The organism is Coprococcus sp. AF99-45 (genome assembly GCF_027663865.1).
Classification (GTDB): domain Bacteria; phylum Bacillota; class Clostridia; order Lachnospirales; family Lachnospiraceae; genus Allocoprococcus; species Allocoprococcus comes.
Genome location: NZ_JAQDGZ010000015.1, coordinates 16,799 through 33,035, shown reverse-complemented (window position 1 = coordinate 33,035; position 16,237 = coordinate 16,799). Strand labels below are relative to the sequence as shown.

Below are 16,237 nucleotides of genomic sequence, written 5' to 3'. Positions count from 1 at the left end.
CTCACCCTTCGATGCTCGTATCTATTATGACATATCCAGATAATTCAGTCAGCACTGTTTTCTACTATTTTTTTGCAAGTTCGTACATCGCTGCTGCCGTAATCTGCAGTGCACGGAGAAGCTTTTCTACTTCCACATGTTCATCTGGCTGATGGATCACGTCTGCTTCACCTGGAAATACCGGTCCGAATGCAACCATGTTCTGGAATTTCTTTGCGTAAGTTCCACCACCGATTGCAAGTGGTTCCAAGTGCTCGCCAGTCTCTTCTTCATATACATGAACGAGCTTTGTCACCAGTTCAGAGTCTTTTGGTACATAGAGAATTTTGTGGTTATTTTTCCGGAGCACATCGAATGTGTAACTGTTGATATGATTGATCAGTGTATCATCAACAACTTTCGGATCTGCATTTTTTGGATAACGGACATCTAATGTAAAATAGGTCTCTTCTCCATCATAATAAACAATACCAAGGTTTACGGTTGTCTCACCAGTTTCTTCATCCACATAATGTACTCCCAGTGATTCTCCATTTGTCTCCGTTCCGATCTCTTTCAGAAGAAATTCCATCAGTTGCTGGAATTCTCCACCAAATTCATTCTCTTTCACTGCATTCAAAAGAAGAATTGCTGCATTTACACCAAGATGCGGGGTACTTCCATGTGCACTTCTTCCCACCGCTTCAACGATTGTTTTTCCGTTTTCATGCGTCACAGTGATTCCTTCTGTCTCTGCTACCTTAATGTCTCCTTTTACGATCAGTTTACAAGTTGGAATCACGACATTGTCAGCAATTCCACCACCAAAATATTCCACTTCGATATGACCTTTGTCATAAACCTTAGAACCGCCTTTGATTCCGGTCGTTCCTTTTTCACAGAAAATAACAGGAAAATCTGCATCCGGAGTAAATCCGATCGTCGGCATCTCATATCCGTTCTCTACGTAATACGCCGCGCATGAAGAGCCACATTCCTCATCAGATCCAAAAATAACACGGATTCTACGGTCAATTGGAAGATTCAGGTCACGGATCGCCTTCAATGCGTAAATTGATCCAATGATCGGTCCCTTATCATCCAGACATCCTCTTCCCCAAAGAATTCCATCGTGGATCTCGGCACCATAGGCAGGATAAGTCCAACCGGTATCGCCAGCCGGTACAACGTCTACATGACCAAGAACGCCTACCATCTCTTTTCCTTCTCCATATTCTACCCAGCCTATACGATTGTCTGCCTGCCCAACCTTGAAGCCAAGCTTGCGGCCAAGTTCAAGGGCATCTTCCAGAGCAGCCTTCGGTCCCGGACCATATGGCGCGTCTGGCTGTGCCTCACCACGCACGCTTTCAATTCTCATGTTCTGTTGGATTCCAGCAAGAATTTCATCCTTCATCTCCATAATCCTGCTGTTTAATGCTTCATAACTCATTATTACATTCCCCACTTTCTTGTGTATTCCATCTGTATTCTATTATACACGATACATCTTTAGAAACCAAATAATAATTTAACAAATCTGCTCCGAATCCAGCACGATCGTAAATGGACCGTCATTTAAAAGAGATACCTTCATATCCGCGCCAAAGCTTCCTCTTTCCACAACCGGGATCACTTTCTTACATTCTTCAATAATATATTCATACAGTTCATTTGCCATATCCGGTGCACCTGCCTCAATAAAACTTGGGCGGAATCCTTTTTTACAGTTTGCATATAAGGTAAACTGGGAAATCAGAAGAAGTTCTCCATCCACATCCTTCAGGGCAAGATTGGTCTTTCCGTTCTCATCTTCAAAAATGCGAAGTCCTGTCAACTTCTTTACCATTTTGTCTGCAATCACCCTGGTATCATCCTGTGCCACTCCGATCAGCACCATAAATCCTTTCCCAATCTTTCCGATCACTTCTCCTTCTACCGCAACCTCGGCATGTGTTACTCTCTGAATTACAAATTTCATGTTTTCTTGTCTCCTCTTTCTTCTCTTTATTTGACACTATAATGCCTGTGTTCCGAAATTATCAGAACATAAGTATTTTGCTACAGGTCTAAAAAACGGGGGATTTTTATTTCCCCCGTCTTATAACATTATAATCGCTGTTCTTACTCTTCCAAGCTTGCCTCTAATTCAAGAAAATCCTTGATAGCTTTCACACATCCGTCAACACCAAACTTGGAACTGTTTATACAAATATCATAACTTTCGGCATCGCCCCATTTTTTGTTGGTATAATAATTGTAATAGCTTGCCCTGCGTTTATCTGTCTTATGTATCAGATCTTTTGCTTTGTTATCTGTCAGTTCATTCAGCTTTGCTACATTTTTAATCCTGTCTTCCAGATCTGCATGAATGAATACACTTAGTACATCATCCCGCTCTTCCAGTGCATAATCCGCACATCTTCCTACCAGTACACACGGCCCTTCCTCCGCAATCTTTTTGATCGCATCAAACTGCGCAAGGAAAATCTTGTGATTTAGTGGCATTTCATTGACAGAACCGGATGCAAATCCCATAGAATATGTATCCATTACCAATGAATAGAGAAAACTGTTCGTCGGTTTTTCATCATGTGTCTCAAAAAGCTCTTTGCATATCTTACTGTCCTTTGCTGCCCGTGACAACAATTCTTTATCATAAAACTCAATTCCCAGTTCATCTGCCAGACGTTTTCCAATCTCGCGTCCTCCGCTTCCAAACTGACGACCTATTGTTATAATTGTATGTGTTTTACTCATAAACGTCACGCTCCTTTGCAGGTCATTATTCCATGATTATCCTATACATATTATATAACAATTCATAATAAATGTATAGATTTTCATGACATTTTGCGTAGTTTTTTCAATAAATTTTCAAAATATTCCGGAAGTGGGGCATCAAATTCCATATATTTTCCGGTTCTCGGATGGATAATTCCAAGAATTTTCGCATGAAGTGTCTGCCCCTGTAGTGTCCACGGACATTTTGCCGGACCATATACACAGTCTCCAAGCAACGGATGATGGATACTTGCCATATGCACACGGATCTGATGTGTGCGACCGGTTTCAAGCTCACAGGCAATATAAGTATATTCGCCAAAACGCTCCAGGACCCGGTAGTGTGTCACTGCATTTCTGCCATTTTTCTCATTGATACTCATTTTCTTCCGGTCAATCGGATGGCGTCCGATCGGCGCATTCACAGTACCGGAATCCTCTTTGATATTACCGTGTACAATCGCATGATAAATCCGCTTAATGCTGTGCTCTTTTAACTGTTCTGCAAGGATCTGGTGTGCGGTATCATTTTTACATACCAGAAGAGAACCGGTAGTATCCATATCGATCCGGTGTACGATTCCCGGACGCATTACACCGTTGATTCCTGAAAGCCGGTCTTTGCAATGATACATGATCGCATTGACCAGGGTTCCGGTATAATGACCTGCTGCCGGGTGCACTACCATACCTTTCGGCTTATTAACCACCAGGATATCATCATCCTCATAGAGAATATCCAATGGTATATTTTCCGGCAGGATATCCGGTTCCGTCAAATCCGGTATCGTAATCTGAATTTGATCTCCTTTTGCAACCTTATAGTTAGATTTGATTACTGTGGAATTTACCTTTACATTTTTTTCTTTTATCAGTTTTTGAATATAAGAACGGGAAAGCTCCGGCACTTTCTCTGTGAGAAATTTGTCGATTCTCTCCCCTGCATTTTCTTCACTCTGAAATTCTTTAATCTGCATGTTTCTGCTCCTGTCTGCGCGAATAAATAGAAAAATCTTCGTCCTTATAATAAAAAAAGATCAGCAGAACCAGAACGATAAACGTCACAGTCACATAAATATCCGCCACATTGAAAATCGGAAAATCAATCAGTGAAAAATAAAAAAAGTCAACCACATATCCTCTGGTCAGACGGTCAATAAAATTCCCGATTGCTCCGGCTGTCAGAATGATCATACAGATTCTGAGTGGCAGATATCTTTTTTCTACCGGAGTTCTGCCATAAAACCAGCTCACAATAACAAGGATCACAACGGTCATGATGACAAAGAACCATCGCTGGTTCTGAAAAATCCCAAATGCAGCTCCTCTGTTTTCAAGATAATGCAATTCAAAAACATTATTCCACAACACAAATGCAGACTGATCCTTCAAATGTGCAATTGCCAGAAGCTTTGTATACTGATCCAGAAGCACCAGGATTACGACTCCAAGTGCTGCAAAAATATATTGTTTTAACCCTGGTCTGTTCTTCATATGCTCTCCTTTACTGCTAATGCCATTAGATATACTTTCGGATTGTAACATAATAACGTCCTTTTTTTGTCTCGGAAAGAACTCCTTCGTACTGAAAACGTCCCATCTGTCTTACGGAAATGATATCGTTGTCCTTTACATGATATCCATTACTGGTAATCAGCTTTCCGTTTACGTATACACGCCCAGCCTCAATCAATGCAGTAAGTTTACTTCTGGACGAAGAAAAAGCCAGTGAAAGAAGGGAATCCAGGCGTACTGATGCAACAGTCCCCTTAATCTCTTCGTACTTTGGCTCCCATTTAAAATCTGCATTTTCTACTTCTACGGCACGAACGGTTGTATGACGTACCCTGGTCAGTTCTTTTACAAGAAACTCCGTCAGTTCCTGATGTACAAACACATAAGCTTCCTTATCGTGAATCAGAATATCTCCCGTCTTTGCCCGTGTGATCCCAAGGTTCAGAAGTGCACCCAGATAATCTCTGTGTGATAATTCCTCAGCAAATTTCGGCTGCAGCGGACTGATCTTCAGAATGCGGATCGGATATGTACTGCGGATACTTTCCTCATCCATATACATATAAAAAGCATCAGGTAGAAATGCTGCCATCTGACGCTCTGACGGATCATACCCGCCAAAGGTCCTGTATGGAACAGGGAAAGAATCCTTCGGCGTAGTATGTAATATATTCAGTTCATTCAGGTTCAGGAAATCGGAATACATAATGATTCCTCTCTGATAAGCATTGTTAGACAGCTCAATCAGACGTTTACGAAGTAAAGTCTCTTCTTTTTCCATACCCTGTCTTCTTTCTTCTAGTAACGGTTCTGGATCGGCACATCGAACGAAGTATTCAGAAGATCCTGCATATCGCCGGAAATATCAACATTTGCCGGTGTTACCAGAAAAATATAACTTGAAATCTTCTGAAGATTACCATCAATTGCAAAAGCAGATCCTGATGTGAAATCAATAATTCTCTGCGCGATCTCAAGATCCATACCTTCCAGATTCAAAATAACAGTTCTTCCCGCGAGAAGAGTCTCTGTAATCTCGCGTGTATCATCCATTGCGTTTGGTTTGATTACACAAACTTCCATTGCAGGAGCATTTCTGCGTGTAGAAGGCTGGCGCATCGGGGTGACTTTATTTGAACGACCTGATTTTTTAAGCTGATAATCTTCCTCTTCTTCTTCGTAAGCAGCCGGTTTATCTTTCTTTCCAAAAATATTCTTTTTTGGCTTCTCTTCTTCATATGACTCATCTTCAAAATCGTCATCTTCATCGTAGAAATCATCATCATACTCATCATCGTCGCCGTTTAATTTCATAACGTCTAAAAACTTATCTAATACTCCCATTTTTCTTATACACTCCTATCTGTGGTATCTAAATCTGATGAGCATAATTTCGCTCGCCAAAAATTGCTGTCCCTATCCGAACCATGGTGGCTCCCTCTTCTATAGCAACTTCAAAATCATTGGTCATCCCCATTGAAAGAATACTCATGTTAACATTATCAACTTTTTCCTTTGCAATGTCAACAGATAATTTTCGTAAGTTTGCAAAATGTATACGATTTTCTTCCGGGTTTTCTACAAACGGAGCAATTGTCATCAATCCTTGTACTTTTATGTGTTGAAATCTGACAATTTCATGAATAAAATCCATAACTTCCTCTGGCATCAGACCGAATTTTGTATCTTCTTTTGCCATGTTTACTTCGAGAAGCACATTTACAACAATACCTTTTTTCGCTGCTTCTTTATCAATTGTTTCCGCAAGACGAATAGAATCAACAGAATGGATCAGCTCTGCCTTATCGATGATATATTTTACTTTGTTGCGCTGCAGATGACCAATCATCTGCCAGTGAATATCCTTCGGCATTATGTCATATTTTTCATCCAGTTCCTGCACTTTATTTTCACCAAAATAACGGCAACCGTAAGCATACGCTTCTTCCAGCATTTCTACCGGTTTGGTCTTGCTGACAGCAATCAGTGTTACATCCTCCCGTTTTCTGCCGGAGCGTTCGCATGCAGCGCATACACGTGCTTCCACATCTTTTAAGTTTTCTGTGATCATTTCTTTCACTCCATTTCTTATTGACTTACTATCTGATTATCCCGAACAGAATCTCCGTTCAGGGCAATATGATCATAATTGGATAGACTGTAGCTGTTTCCTTCTGCAATAATATAGTATTCATCACTCTCACTCAGGATCTGAACCTGCTTGAATACAGCATAGCCTTTATTGACATTATAAACTCCTTTGATGCTTTCGGTTTTCAAAAGATCCATCGTATCGGAAGATTCCGGCAACAAAAGAGTATCTCCTTTTTTCAGATTCTCTGTATCCAGATATGCAATACCCGATTCCGTATCCTCGTTAATGATCGTCACCGGAATAAATTCCGTTGTCGTCTTTCCTTTTTTGGTCGTCTGCCTGTAGACACCTTCGTTCTGAGAAGCCCCGCCGCTCGTAATATAATCTATCGGAACAGCATAACAGTCTTTCTCCGTTACCGAGGTTTTCGGAATCTTAAGCCCGGACTCGTCTTCCAGGATCAGTTCAATATTCACGAACCGTTCATCTGCATACCGGATCATGGAATCCTTAAAAGTAATATTGGCATAAATATCATTTTTCTTTTCCGTAAGTCGCATAGTTCCCCACAGGTCTTTATTATCCTTCAGGAATCTGACCTCAACAGAAAGGGAATCTTCCCCGTTCATTTTTGTCTGGAAGGTTTGTGCCAGATCAGAGGTCAGGCGTACCGTTACCGTCCACTCTTCATCTGTGACCAGGCGATATACCGGCTGCCCTGCATCAATCTTCTGGTTGCCTGAAAGCTCTGTGACACTGTAATTTGCCTTATCAAACATCTCATCCGTGATATTATCTGTCGTCAGATTTTCATAGCCATCTACCGAAAGCTCCACGATTCCGTCATCCGGGCTTTGAAATGCATCTACATTTCCGGACTGCAGAATAGAATTCAGCTGTGCAACCCTGCTCTGTGTCGTATTGTTCTGTAAGATCGCTGTTACTTCACTTTTCAGATTTGATGCCGTCTTAAACTCCTCCGGTGAATAGGATTCATTAAATCCCTGTGCCTTCAGCAGAATACTGTTCCATTCATCTGCATTCAGGGAAACTTCTTCATTGCTGTCCTGATCCGTCTGTGTCTCGAGCTTGGAAGACGTAATGGTGTAAATATTGGTTCCAAGTGCAACCTTCTGTGCATCGTCTACAAAATAATTGACATATCCGCTTTTTTCAGCATTTACCACCGTTTCTTTTCTGAGAACCATTCCGGTAAGATTCCTGTCTTTTAAAATGCTTCCTTCCCGTACCTCATATACACTCACTCTGTCTTTTGTAAAATAGATCAGAACGGTAAAAACAAGATACACAAAAATAATTCCAAACAGAATCGTACCAATATTTAAATGTCCTTTTCGTTTATATTTCTGGAGGCTGACGACCTCCGTATTCTTCTTTTTCCCAGCCAAAAATCAAGCCTCCAAATCTATTCGGATTTTAACAGGCACAGTGCCGCACCATTCAGATAATCACAGCACCTGCCCTGATACCTGCCTTCCTCTTCCATCTTCTGCAGCAGTTCGTCCCTCAGCCTCCACCAGCTGCATCCCCAGTTACAGAACACCGCATCTTTCTCAGGAATTCTTGAAAACATTCGTTCTACTGCCACGGTTTCCGGAATCTGTTCAAGAAACGTAATCACTCTTTCAAAATATTCTTCCTTTGAACATACCGTTATTTTACCATTTTCATACCAATCACACAACCGTGTATTTCTGGCAATATAAAGCGAATGCAGTTTCACAATATCCACACCAAGCGCAGTAAGGATTCTTGCAGTCTCTTTTGCATCCGCTGCCGTATCTCCCGGAAGATTAAGAATCACATGGGTACAGATTGAAATACCAGTATATCTTTTAATCCGCAGTACTGCATCGATAAATTCTGCAAGACCATGTCCCCTGTCGATCATCTGCAGTGTATGATAATTTGCTGTCTGTAATCCAAGTTCTACATTCATCTGAATTCCGGTCATCGCGCGGATATCTCTCATAATATCAAGATACTCAGCCGAAACACAATCCGGTCTTGTGGAAACAGATATCTCCACGACACCCGGAATCCTGGTAGCCTCCATCAGATAACTGCGAAATCTATCCGGAGGAAGAAAGGTATTGGTATAATTCTGAAAATATGCAATATATTTGTTGGCATGGTATTTTCTCGTGATCATCTGTCTGGTCCGTGTCAACTGTTCTGTGACAGAAACTGCAGCCGACATTGCCTCAAATCCGGTTCCTGCACCGGCACAGAATGCACATCCATCTCCGTCAAGACGGTTTGGACATGTGACCGGAAGGTTCACCGGAAGCTTGTATACTTTTTCACCATATTTGTTTTTCAGGTAATCCGAATATTTATAATATAACATATTTTTCCTCTCATTTATGAATAATCACAAAGTTTTAACACATACTAACCGTATAGAATCGTATAAGGAGGATATTTACATGAAATGGTTTGATAATACAGCACTCACCGTCGTGATCATCGGTGCTGTGAACTGGCTTCTGATCGGTATATTCCGTCTGGATCTTATTGCCTGGCTTTTTGGAAACATGTCATGGCTCTCACGTATCGTCTACACGATCGTCGGACTGTGTGGACTCTACCTGATCAGTCTTTTTGGTAGAATCGGATCCATGTCCGAATCTTAATACGCCCAGGTAATGTACCTGATACCATCTCGGTGTATTTTCTACATGCTTGAAAAAAAGAAAGGGGCTCCCAGACAAGAGATGCCCCTTTTTGTGTATACGATAAGATTCACACACCACATTTACTGCTGACCAGACGGGATTGCCTCAATCAATGATGTCATATCCTCATACAGAACCGGTTTTTCTGAGGCTCCCATAACAATCGATATGTATGGATTGTCACTGGAATCTTTTTCCATCAGAATCAGACAATATCCTGCTTCATCCGTTGTCCCAGTCTTCCCGCCTACAATCGTAACATTCTCCGGCACATCCACCTCTCCCTGCGCATAGAGATTGGTCGGTGTAAACAACGCCTCCTGGCTGTTACCGTCCACATCTGTATAATATGCGGTATATGCTTCACTCTGTATGATATTTACAAAATCTTTATGCTTTATGCACTCATTAAATATCAGATAAAGGTCATACGCTGTTGTATAATGATTGTCATCATGCAGTCCGTGCGGATTCATAAAATGAGTCCCGTTCGCCATCAATTCCTGGGCTCTGCGGTTCATCATATTAACAAACGCTTCTTCTGATCCACCTACATATTCCGCGATTGCAGTTGCTGCATCATTTCCAGAATACAAAAGAAGAGCTCCCAAAAGATCCCTGAGTGTCCAGACTTCTCCTTTCGCAAGGCCGCACACCTGTGCATCCGCCGGAAAACTGGATGCATCTGCGTTTCCACTGATCGTCACCTGGTCATCCAAATTTGCATTCTCAATAGCGAGAAGTGCCGTCATGATCTTGGTTGTACTGGCAGGATACAGTCGTTCATGCGCTTTATAAGAATATAATACACGTTCTCCTGTAAGATCAAATAATGCAGCACTGTGCAATTCAGTATCTTCTGTATATCCCTCTAACGCCACATCATTTTGTGCTACACACAGCTCCTCTGCATAAAGCTTTCCCTGGTATAAATCCTGATTATAATTTTTAAGTTCATATGCTGTCACAGGTGTTGCTCCTTTTCCTCCGATGCAACCACCTGTAAACAGACTTATCGATGCCACACATACCAGTGCGGCACTTTTTGCTCTACTTATACATCTCACGCCAATCCAAGTCTCCTCTGTCTAATGCAAGTATAATGATTTCTGCCGTTGCAAGATTGGTAGCCATCGGGATGTTGTGCATGTCACAAAGACGAATGACATCATTTACATCCGGTTCATGTGGCTTTGGATTCTGTGGATCCCGAAGAAAGATTAGAGCATCAATTCCATTCTGTGCAATCTGCGCACCGAGCTGTTGTTTGCCGCCCAGCGGTCCCGCAAGATATTTGTGAATAGAAAGATTAGTAACTTCTTCGATCAGCCGGCCGGTTGTACCGGTCGCATACAACTCATGCTTGCTCAAAATCCCACGATATGCAATACAGAAATTCTGCATCAGTGTTTTCTTAGAGTCATGCGCAATAAGTCCGATATTCATTTTCTCAGCTCCTTTTACTGATATTTTTTAGGCTGAAGCCCTATATTTAATACAATGCCAATTCCCATATATAAGCTGATAAGCGAAGTCAGTCCGTAACTAACAAACGGAAGGGGAATTCCTGTATTTGGTAAGATCCCTGTTGCCACGCCGATATTGATAAACGACTGAAATCCTATCTGCGCGGCTACACCGCAGCAAATAATCCGCCCCGCCAGATCTTGTGCCCTGAGTCCTATCAATATGCATTGTACTACAATCAATAATAACAGACCAATCACGATACAGCAACCCACAAAACCTAATTCTTCACCTACAATTGCAAAAATAAAGTCTGTCTGTGGCTCAGAAATAAAATTTCCGTTCTTCACGGATGTGGTTGTATTATTATTCAGTCCTTTACCGGTAAGCTGTCCGGAACCAATCGCCATAATTGCATTATTCTGCTGGTAAGCTTCATCACTTGCATATTTCTGCGGTTCCAGCCATGCCAGAATACGCTTTTGCTGATAATCGTGCAGAAATGGCTGATTTGGCTGTACAACAATACTGATAAAAATAATCGTAACCGGAACCAGAATCGCAATCAGGGTTCCGATAAATCGATAACTCAGTCCCGCCAGATACATCATAGCACAAAAAACAAGCGCTATGGATAAGGTTGTTGAAAGGTCTGGCTGAAGAACGATCAGGATCAGTGTTGGTGCAATCAGTCCTACTGCTTTCAGGATGGTTGCAGCACTGTTCAGATCATCCTCATGATTCATCAGAAATTTTGCAAAGAATACGACAACCAGTATTTTGCTGAGCTCTGATGGCTGAAAATTCGTCACTCCGATATCGATCCACCGCTGTGCACCATTTACATTGGTTCCAAACAGCTTTACACATACCAGTGCAATGATATTGATCCCGTATAAAATCCAGTAAAAGTTCAGAAGCCATACATAGTCTATCATCGAAAGAATGATCATCAGGATCACTCCGGCGACAAGTCCTATGATCTGTCTTCCCTGTACTGCCTGCTTTGCACTTCCGATTACCATAACTCCGATAATCGATATAGCAATAACAGAAATGACCAGACCGAATTTCACATCTTTTAAATGATAAGGTTTTGTCTTTTTTGGTAATCTCACGATTTTTCTCCTGTCAAGTTGATTCTAATCTGTGAACGTGTTATTTCCACTTTAAAATTATCTTCGGTTATCTTCATGTATTTTCCGATTGTGTGGTATAATTCTCCGCACAAAAGTTCATAAGTATCTGGCTGACACTGCACCCGGTCCGAAACAAGAAGGCTTTTCAAACGTTCTTTTGCAATGCGGACAGATGAATGGTGCATACCTCTTTCAAATACATGCATGATACATCCTCCTAATTTCTTTTAAACATATGGGAAAGTTTGTAAAACAAACTTTCCTGTTTATCCAGATCGAGAAATGGCACTTCTTCACCGGTTATACGCCGGCAGATATTGGTATATGCTTTTCCTGCCAGCGAATCCATATCTACAACCGCCTCTCCCTGGTTCGTTCCGATCACGACCTGTTCATCATCCGGAATTGCTCCGATCAGATCGATAGGAAGAATCTCTGTCACATCTTCTACTGACATCATCTCTCCTCTTTTCACCATATCCATCCTGATACGGTTAATAATAAGATTCAGTTTTTTCATGTGATTCTGCTCCAGCAGCCCAATGATGCGGTCAGCATCACGAATGGAGGATACTTCTGGCGTTGTCACAACAAATGCTCTGTCAGCTCCGGCAATCGCATTCTGGAATCCCTGCTCAATCCCTGCCGGACAATCCAGTAAAACGTAATCAAATTCATCTCGAAGCTCATTTGTAAGCTTGATCATCTGCTCCGGTGTGATCGCTGACTTATCCTTTGTCTGTGCCGATGGCAGCAGATACAGATTTTCATGACGCTTATCACTGATCATCGCCTGCTTCAAACGGCAGCCACCTTCGATTACGTCGACCAGATTATATACGATCCGGTTTTCAAGTCCCATGACAACATCCAGATTCCGAAGACCTAGATCCGTATCGATCACCAGTACCTTTTTCCCGAGCCTTGAAAGTCCGGCACCTATATTTGCTGTCGTTGTTGTTTTTCCGACACCGCCTTTTCCCGATGTCACTACAATAATTTCACCCATTTTTCAGATCCTCCTACCACTCTAAATTCTCCAGTGGATCGATATAAATGCGCTTGCCGTCAAGACGGGCGATACTTGGTCTTACGGTTTCGTCCTGAAGATATGTATGTGTTGATACAATATCTGCAATCTTCATTACATGCGGTCTCATCGACAACGCCGTAATAAACGCATTCCGATCTCCTGTTGCCCCGGCATGTACCGTTCCCCTTACCGCACCCAGCACAACAATATTGCCCTTGGATACTACGGTTGCACCAAACTCTACATCGCCAAGTATAATAATACTCTGTTCTGTCTCCAGTACCTGCCTTTGTCTGAGCGTACCTTTGTAGAACTGACCTTCTTTTCTGGTTAAACTGTTAAGAGAGTCTTCTACTACTTTTTTGTATAATCTTTCTGTATTTTCATTAGCATCAAAAATACAGACAATATGGATATGAGCGACATCAGTGATCAGACCAATGACCTCTTCTTCCTGTGGTTTTGTAAGAATCCGCCCTTCAAACGTAACCGCCATGGTCGCATCTTTGAAAAAGCGGGCAGATTCGGTAAATTTTTCTCTCAATTCCTTCAGAATCTCTGTATACTCTGCATCAGGATCCATATGAACAATCAGACCGTATTTATTACTTTTAATGATGACTTTCTGTTTCATACCTGTGATCCCCCTCAATCTAGTCTCCATGTGTCGATGATGAACCTGCTGCCGATGCATGCCCTGTGATCAGCTCATCACGGCTTGTCTCTCCATAATAATAGCGCATCAGGTCTCTTCCAATCTCTGACGGATATAAAGATTCATAACCATTTTTGATACGGATCGCAAATGCGACTTCCGGGTCGTCACTTGGCGCATAGCCAACAAACAGACCGTGATCCGGATGTGTATTACTCTGCTGTGCCGTACCGGTTTTACCTGACATTGTAATATTTCCCAGCGAAGAATATGTACTGTTGCTGGTAACAACCGCCCGCATTCCCGACTGAACAGCATCCCATGTATTTCCGGAAACACCCTCTATCTGGTTCAGCACATTCGGTTCGTAAGTTTTTGTTACCTTACCATCCTTATTTTCCACATGATCCAGAAGAGAAAGATTATAAACAGTTCCTCTGTTTGCAATTGCTGTAACATATCTTGCAAGCTGAGTTGTCGTATAGTTATTAGTACCCTGACCGATTGCAGAACGTACAGAGTCCTGATCAGATACCTGAGGTGACGATTCCGGAATTTCGATTCCTGTTGTCTGGTTCAGTCCAAACATAGTCGCATATTTCAGAAGCGTCTCACATCCCTGGTCAGAAGAATATCCCGACTCGCTGCTCTTTGCATTACTGAGCATCTGGTTTGTAAGTCCCAGACGGTATCCAACTTCATAGAAGAACATATTGCAGGAATGCTGGATCGCACTCGTCACATTCAGACTTCCATGCGACCCCGGATAAATCCAGCATCGTGGACTCGGTGAAATTTTCTCATAGAGTCCGCCGCAGCTGATATACGTGCTGGTATCAATGACGTCTTCTGTCAGTCCGGCAACAGCAACCAGTGGTTTGTAAGTAGATCCCGGTGCCGTCTTCTCCTGCGTCGCATTATTATATAACGGTGCTGACTGATCATTTAAAAGCTTTGTATAATAGCCTGAATCCATGGTATTTGCAAGCCGGTTATTATCATATCCCGGGTAGGATACACAGGCAAGAAGCTGTCCGGTCTTCGTGTCAGTTACTACGACCGATCCGGTAGATGGTTCCAGTCCAAGCTGTCCCGGTGTGATTTCCAGATCTTCAATCTTGGAATACATGAAATCATAGGCGGTCATTGTACCATCCGCAAGCTTATTATAAACATCTGCATCATAATTCAGAATTCCCTGCTCATAAAGCATCATACCAATCTGGCTTCCTGTGATTTCTTCATTGCGTATCATATACTTGTAGATCAGTTTGTCAAATCCGGAATTCTTAGGAAGATTTGCACTGATATACGCCAGAATCCCCTGATATACTTCATTCTGATCCGAATACTCACTGTCACTGTTCATATAATCAGTCAGTTTTGATGTATCGATCCAGTTCTTGGAGATCGCATAATTCAGATAAGTATAGAGACTGATGCTCTCATCATTTTCCCACGCAATATATGTAGAATCATTGGTATCAATCGAATCTTTCTGAATGATTGCTGCATTCTGGGTAAGTACAGTACTGATAATATAACTGAGATATGCCTGCATATCCTCATCACAGTCTTTATATGCCGGCGCACCTGAATCACTCAGCTGTGCCATCACATCTGCAAGCACTGCCTCCTTTTTGGAGGAAAATGACGCATACACACTTTTCTCAGTCTCCCAGGCATCCGCAGCCTCAAAATGTCCCACATTCAGAATCTCATTGGAAATAAATGCATTGTAAACATCACCAATCGGTATCTTCACATCACTTCCCTCTTCTGCCTGTGTACGGTCATAGGTCAAAGACGTAGTCAGATTGGAAAGGATGATTCCGGCAAGCTTTTCTTCCAGGAGATCATAAGCTGCCTTTTGCAGATTGGCATCAATAGAAAGATAGACATCATTTCCTGCTTTTGCCTTTTTCCCCTGCTTGGACTCAATGACCTTTCCCACACTGTTAACATAAAGTTTGATTTCACCTTTTTCACCTTGAAGTGTTTTATCCAGTGTCTGCTCCAGCCCTGCTTTTCCAACCACATCCGTAAGAGAATACGAGTCCGACTCCTTTTCATCCAACGCATCATATTCATCTTGTGAAATCACGCCCGTATAACCAAGAATAGACGCAAAATATTTGCTGTCCGGGTAATAACGGATTGAATCCTCTTCAATATTAACTCCCTGAAGAGTATCCAGGTTCTCCATGATAGCAGCTGTTGTACTTTCACTGACATCACTTGCAATTGTTGTAGCCACATACTTCTGATAGCGATTCAGTCCCATGGAATACCGGATTGTTACCAGCTTCAGGATTTCTTCTTTGGACAGTTTCTGTTCGTCCAGTCCATAACCGTAGGTCTCATCTGTACAGAGATAATGCATCAGATCTGCCGCACTGTATGCCTTCTGCTTGTTACTGAGCTTATCAATGGTTGCTTTTCCAAACACATCCGCAAGGAACCGCAGACGCTGCACCTCGCTTGTCATGGAATAAGCATATTCTCCATTATCATTGAGAATAATTTTGAAATCATTGACAATAGAATCTCCATTCGATTCAACAATACTGATCACTTTCTCAATTGTTGCATTGATGATTTTATTTTTCTCTTTGACCGTATCATAGTCACCGTTGTCTTCAATCGTGACGGAATATGCGAGCTTGTTATCTGCCAGAACCACTCCGTTCCGGTCCAGGATACGGCCTCTGGTTCCCTGTACCTCTTTTGTTTTCTGGATCTGAAGCTTATAGTCATCCAGATATGCCTGTCCGTTTACGATCTGTAAAACAAACACACGCTGTATCAAAATTGTAGAAAGCACAATAAACACAAGCATCAGCACAAACACTCTAGATTTTACCAAGTCGA

18 protein-coding genes are annotated in these 16,237 nt (G+C 42.0%); 1 reads left to right on the top strand and 17 read right to left on the bottom strand.

Going from position 1 to position 16,237, the window contains the following annotated elements:
• Positions 1-64: 64 nt before the first annotated feature.
• The 10 genes from pepV to PGR14_RS11085 form a co-directional block, all read right to left on the bottom strand.
• The gene (gene pepV / locus PGR14_RS11130) at positions 65-1,432 is read right to left on the bottom strand and encodes a dipeptidase PepV (protein ID WP_055157089.1); all 1,368 of its coding nucleotides are present in this window, start codon (positions 1,430-1,432) and stop codon (positions 65-67) included.
• A gap of 78 nt (positions 1,433-1,510) precedes the next feature.
• Positions 1,511-1,960: a D-aminoacyl-tRNA deacylase gene (dtd, locus tag PGR14_RS11125; RefSeq protein ID WP_055157091.1), complete on the bottom strand. Its 450-nt coding sequence runs from the start codon at positions 1,958-1,960 to the stop codon at positions 1,511-1,513.
• Between the two features lie 143 nt (positions 1,961-2,103).
• Positions 2,104-2,739 carry a cytidylate kinase-like family protein gene (locus tag PGR14_RS11120; protein WP_022221014.1) on the bottom strand — a complete coding sequence of 212 codons (636 nt, stop codon included), beginning with the start codon at positions 2,737-2,739 and terminating at the stop codon, positions 2,104-2,106.
• An 83-nt stretch (positions 2,740-2,822) separates the two neighbouring features.
• The gene (locus PGR14_RS11115; protein WP_055260964.1) at positions 2,823-3,740 is read right to left on the bottom strand and encodes an RluA family pseudouridine synthase; all 918 of its coding nucleotides are present in this window, start codon (positions 3,738-3,740) and stop codon (positions 2,823-2,825) included.
• Positions 3,730-4,257 carry a signal peptidase II gene (gene lspA, locus PGR14_RS11110; RefSeq protein ID WP_022221012.1) on the bottom strand — a complete coding sequence of 176 codons (528 nt, stop codon included), beginning with the start codon at positions 4,255-4,257 and terminating at the stop codon, positions 3,730-3,732. Before lspA ends, PGR14_RS11115 begins: the two co-directional genes overlap by 11 nt.
• 25 nt (positions 4,258-4,282) lie before the next feature.
• Positions 4,283-5,059: a YlmH/Sll1252 family protein gene (locus tag PGR14_RS11105; RefSeq protein WP_008370265.1), complete on the bottom strand. Its 777-nt coding sequence runs from the start codon at positions 5,057-5,059 to the stop codon at positions 4,283-4,285.
• Positions 5,060-5,076: 17 nt separating this feature from the next.
• On the bottom strand, positions 5,077-5,622 hold the full coding sequence (locus PGR14_RS11100; RefSeq protein WP_008370263.1) for a cell division protein SepF: 546 nt from the start codon (positions 5,620-5,622) through the stop codon (positions 5,077-5,079).
• 28 nt (positions 5,623-5,650) lie between these two features.
• Complete coding sequence (locus PGR14_RS11095) at positions 5,651-6,349, bottom strand: YggS family pyridoxal phosphate-dependent enzyme (RefSeq protein ID WP_008370261.1); 699 nt, start codon at positions 6,347-6,349, stop codon at positions 5,651-5,653.
• A gap of 17 nt (positions 6,350-6,366) precedes the next feature.
• Positions 6,367-7,782: an HlyD family efflux transporter periplasmic adaptor subunit gene (locus PGR14_RS11090; RefSeq protein ID WP_055260968.1), complete on the bottom strand. Its 1,416-nt coding sequence runs from the start codon at positions 7,780-7,782 to the stop codon at positions 6,367-6,369.
• Positions 7,783-7,799: 17 nt separating this feature from the next.
• A complete protein-coding gene (locus tag PGR14_RS11085) occupies positions 7,800-8,744 on the bottom strand; it encodes a TIGR01212 family radical SAM protein (protein ID WP_055260970.1) in 945 nt (314 codons plus the stop codon).
• Positions 8,745-8,823: 79 nt separating this feature from the next.
• On the opposite strand from PGR14_RS11085, the gene PGR14_RS11080 reads away from it, so the two are divergent.
• On the top strand, positions 8,824-9,030 hold the full coding sequence (locus tag PGR14_RS11080; protein ID WP_022221010.1) for a DUF378 domain-containing protein: 207 nt from the start codon (positions 8,824-8,826) through the stop codon (positions 9,028-9,030).
• A gap of 122 nt (positions 9,031-9,152) precedes the next feature.
• Here the strand turns inward: PGR14_RS11080 and PGR14_RS11075 are convergent, their stop codons facing one another.
• From PGR14_RS11075 to PGR14_RS11045, 7 genes are read right to left on the bottom strand one after another with little or no spacing between them, the layout of a single operon-like run.
• Positions 9,153-10,139 carry a D-alanyl-D-alanine carboxypeptidase family protein gene (locus tag PGR14_RS11075; RefSeq protein WP_055260972.1) on the bottom strand — a complete coding sequence of 329 codons (987 nt, stop codon included), beginning with the start codon at positions 10,137-10,139 and terminating at the stop codon, positions 9,153-9,155.
• On the bottom strand, positions 10,123-10,518 hold the full coding sequence (locus tag PGR14_RS11070; protein ID WP_008370250.1) for a methylglyoxal synthase: 396 nt from the start codon (positions 10,516-10,518) through the stop codon (positions 10,123-10,125). The genes PGR14_RS11075 and PGR14_RS11070 overlap by 17 nt, the downstream gene beginning before the upstream one ends.
• A gap of 14 nt (positions 10,519-10,532) precedes the next feature.
• Positions 10,533-11,657 (bottom strand): FtsW/RodA/SpoVE family cell cycle protein, encoded by a 1,125-nt coding sequence (locus PGR14_RS11065; RefSeq protein ID WP_055157102.1) that lies wholly within the window; start codon positions 11,655-11,657, stop codon positions 10,533-10,535.
• The gene (locus PGR14_RS11060; RefSeq protein WP_022221008.1) at positions 11,654-11,884 is read right to left on the bottom strand and encodes a cell division topological specificity factor MinE; all 231 of its coding nucleotides are present in this window, start codon (positions 11,882-11,884) and stop codon (positions 11,654-11,656) included. Before PGR14_RS11060 ends, PGR14_RS11065 begins: the two co-directional genes overlap by 4 nt.
• Before the next feature lie 11 nt (positions 11,885-11,895).
• A complete protein-coding gene (gene minD, locus PGR14_RS11055; protein ID WP_008370246.1) occupies positions 11,896-12,687 on the bottom strand; it encodes a septum site-determining protein MinD in 792 nt (263 codons plus the stop codon).
• A 13-nt stretch (positions 12,688-12,700) separates the two neighbouring features.
• Positions 12,701-13,345, bottom strand: a complete 645-nt coding sequence (locus PGR14_RS11050; RefSeq protein WP_022221007.1) for a septum site-determining protein MinC — start codon at positions 13,343-13,345, stop codon at positions 12,701-12,703.
• Between the two features lie 19 nt (positions 13,346-13,364).
• Positions 13,365-16,205, bottom strand: a complete 2,841-nt coding sequence (locus PGR14_RS11045; RefSeq protein ID WP_442872483.1) for a penicillin-binding transpeptidase domain-containing protein — start codon at positions 16,203-16,205, stop codon at positions 13,365-13,367.
• Between the last annotated feature and the right edge of the window lie 32 nt (positions 16,206-16,237).

Coding starts and splice junctions, on each gene's coding strand:
- pepV (WP_055157089.1), bottom strand. CDS start 1,432: ATGAGTTATGAAGCATTAAACAGCAGGATTATGGAGATGAAGGATGAA.
- dtd (WP_055157091.1), bottom strand. CDS start 1,960: ATGAAATTTGTAATTCAGAGAGTAACACATGCCGAGGTTGCGGTAGAA.
- PGR14_RS11120 (WP_022221014.1), bottom strand. CDS start 2,739: ATGAGTAAAACACATACAATTATAACAATAGGTCGTCAGTTTGGAAGC.
- PGR14_RS11115 (WP_055260964.1), bottom strand. CDS start 3,740: ATGCAGATTAAAGAATTTCAGAGTGAAGAAAATGCAGGGGAGAGAATC.
- lspA (WP_022221012.1), bottom strand. CDS start 4,257: ATGAAGAACAGACCAGGGTTAAAACAATATATTTTTGCAGCACTTGGA.
- PGR14_RS11105 (WP_008370265.1), bottom strand. CDS start 5,059: ATGGAAAAAGAAGAGACTTTACTTCGTAAACGTCTGATTGAGCTGTCT.
- PGR14_RS11100 (WP_008370263.1), bottom strand. CDS start 5,622: ATGGGAGTATTAGATAAGTTTTTAGACGTTATGAAATTAAACGGCGAC.
- PGR14_RS11095 (WP_008370261.1), bottom strand. CDS start 6,349: ATGATCACAGAAAACTTAAAAGATGTGGAAGCACGTGTATGCGCTGCA.
- PGR14_RS11085 (WP_055260970.1), bottom strand. CDS start 8,744: ATGTTATATTATAAATATTCGGATTACCTGAAAAACAAATATGGTGAA.
- PGR14_RS11080 (WP_022221010.1), top strand. CDS start 8,824: ATGAAATGGTTTGATAATACAGCACTCACCGTCGTGATCATCGGTGCT.
- PGR14_RS11070 (WP_008370250.1), bottom strand. CDS start 10,518: ATGAATATCGGACTTATTGCGCATGACTCTAAGAAAACACTGATGCAG.
- PGR14_RS11060 (WP_022221008.1), bottom strand. CDS start 11,884: ATGCATGTATTTGAAAGAGGTATGCACCATTCATCTGTCCGCATTGCA.
- minD (WP_008370246.1), bottom strand. CDS start 12,687: ATGGGTGAAATTATTGTAGTGACATCGGGAAAAGGCGGTGTCGGAAAA.
- PGR14_RS11050 (WP_022221007.1), bottom strand. CDS start 13,345: ATGAAACAGAAAGTCATCATTAAAAGTAATAAATACGGTCTGATTGTT.
- PGR14_RS11045 (WP_442872483.1), bottom strand. CDS start 16,205: ATGCTTGTGTTTATTGTGCTTTCTACAATTTTGATACAGCGTGTGTTT.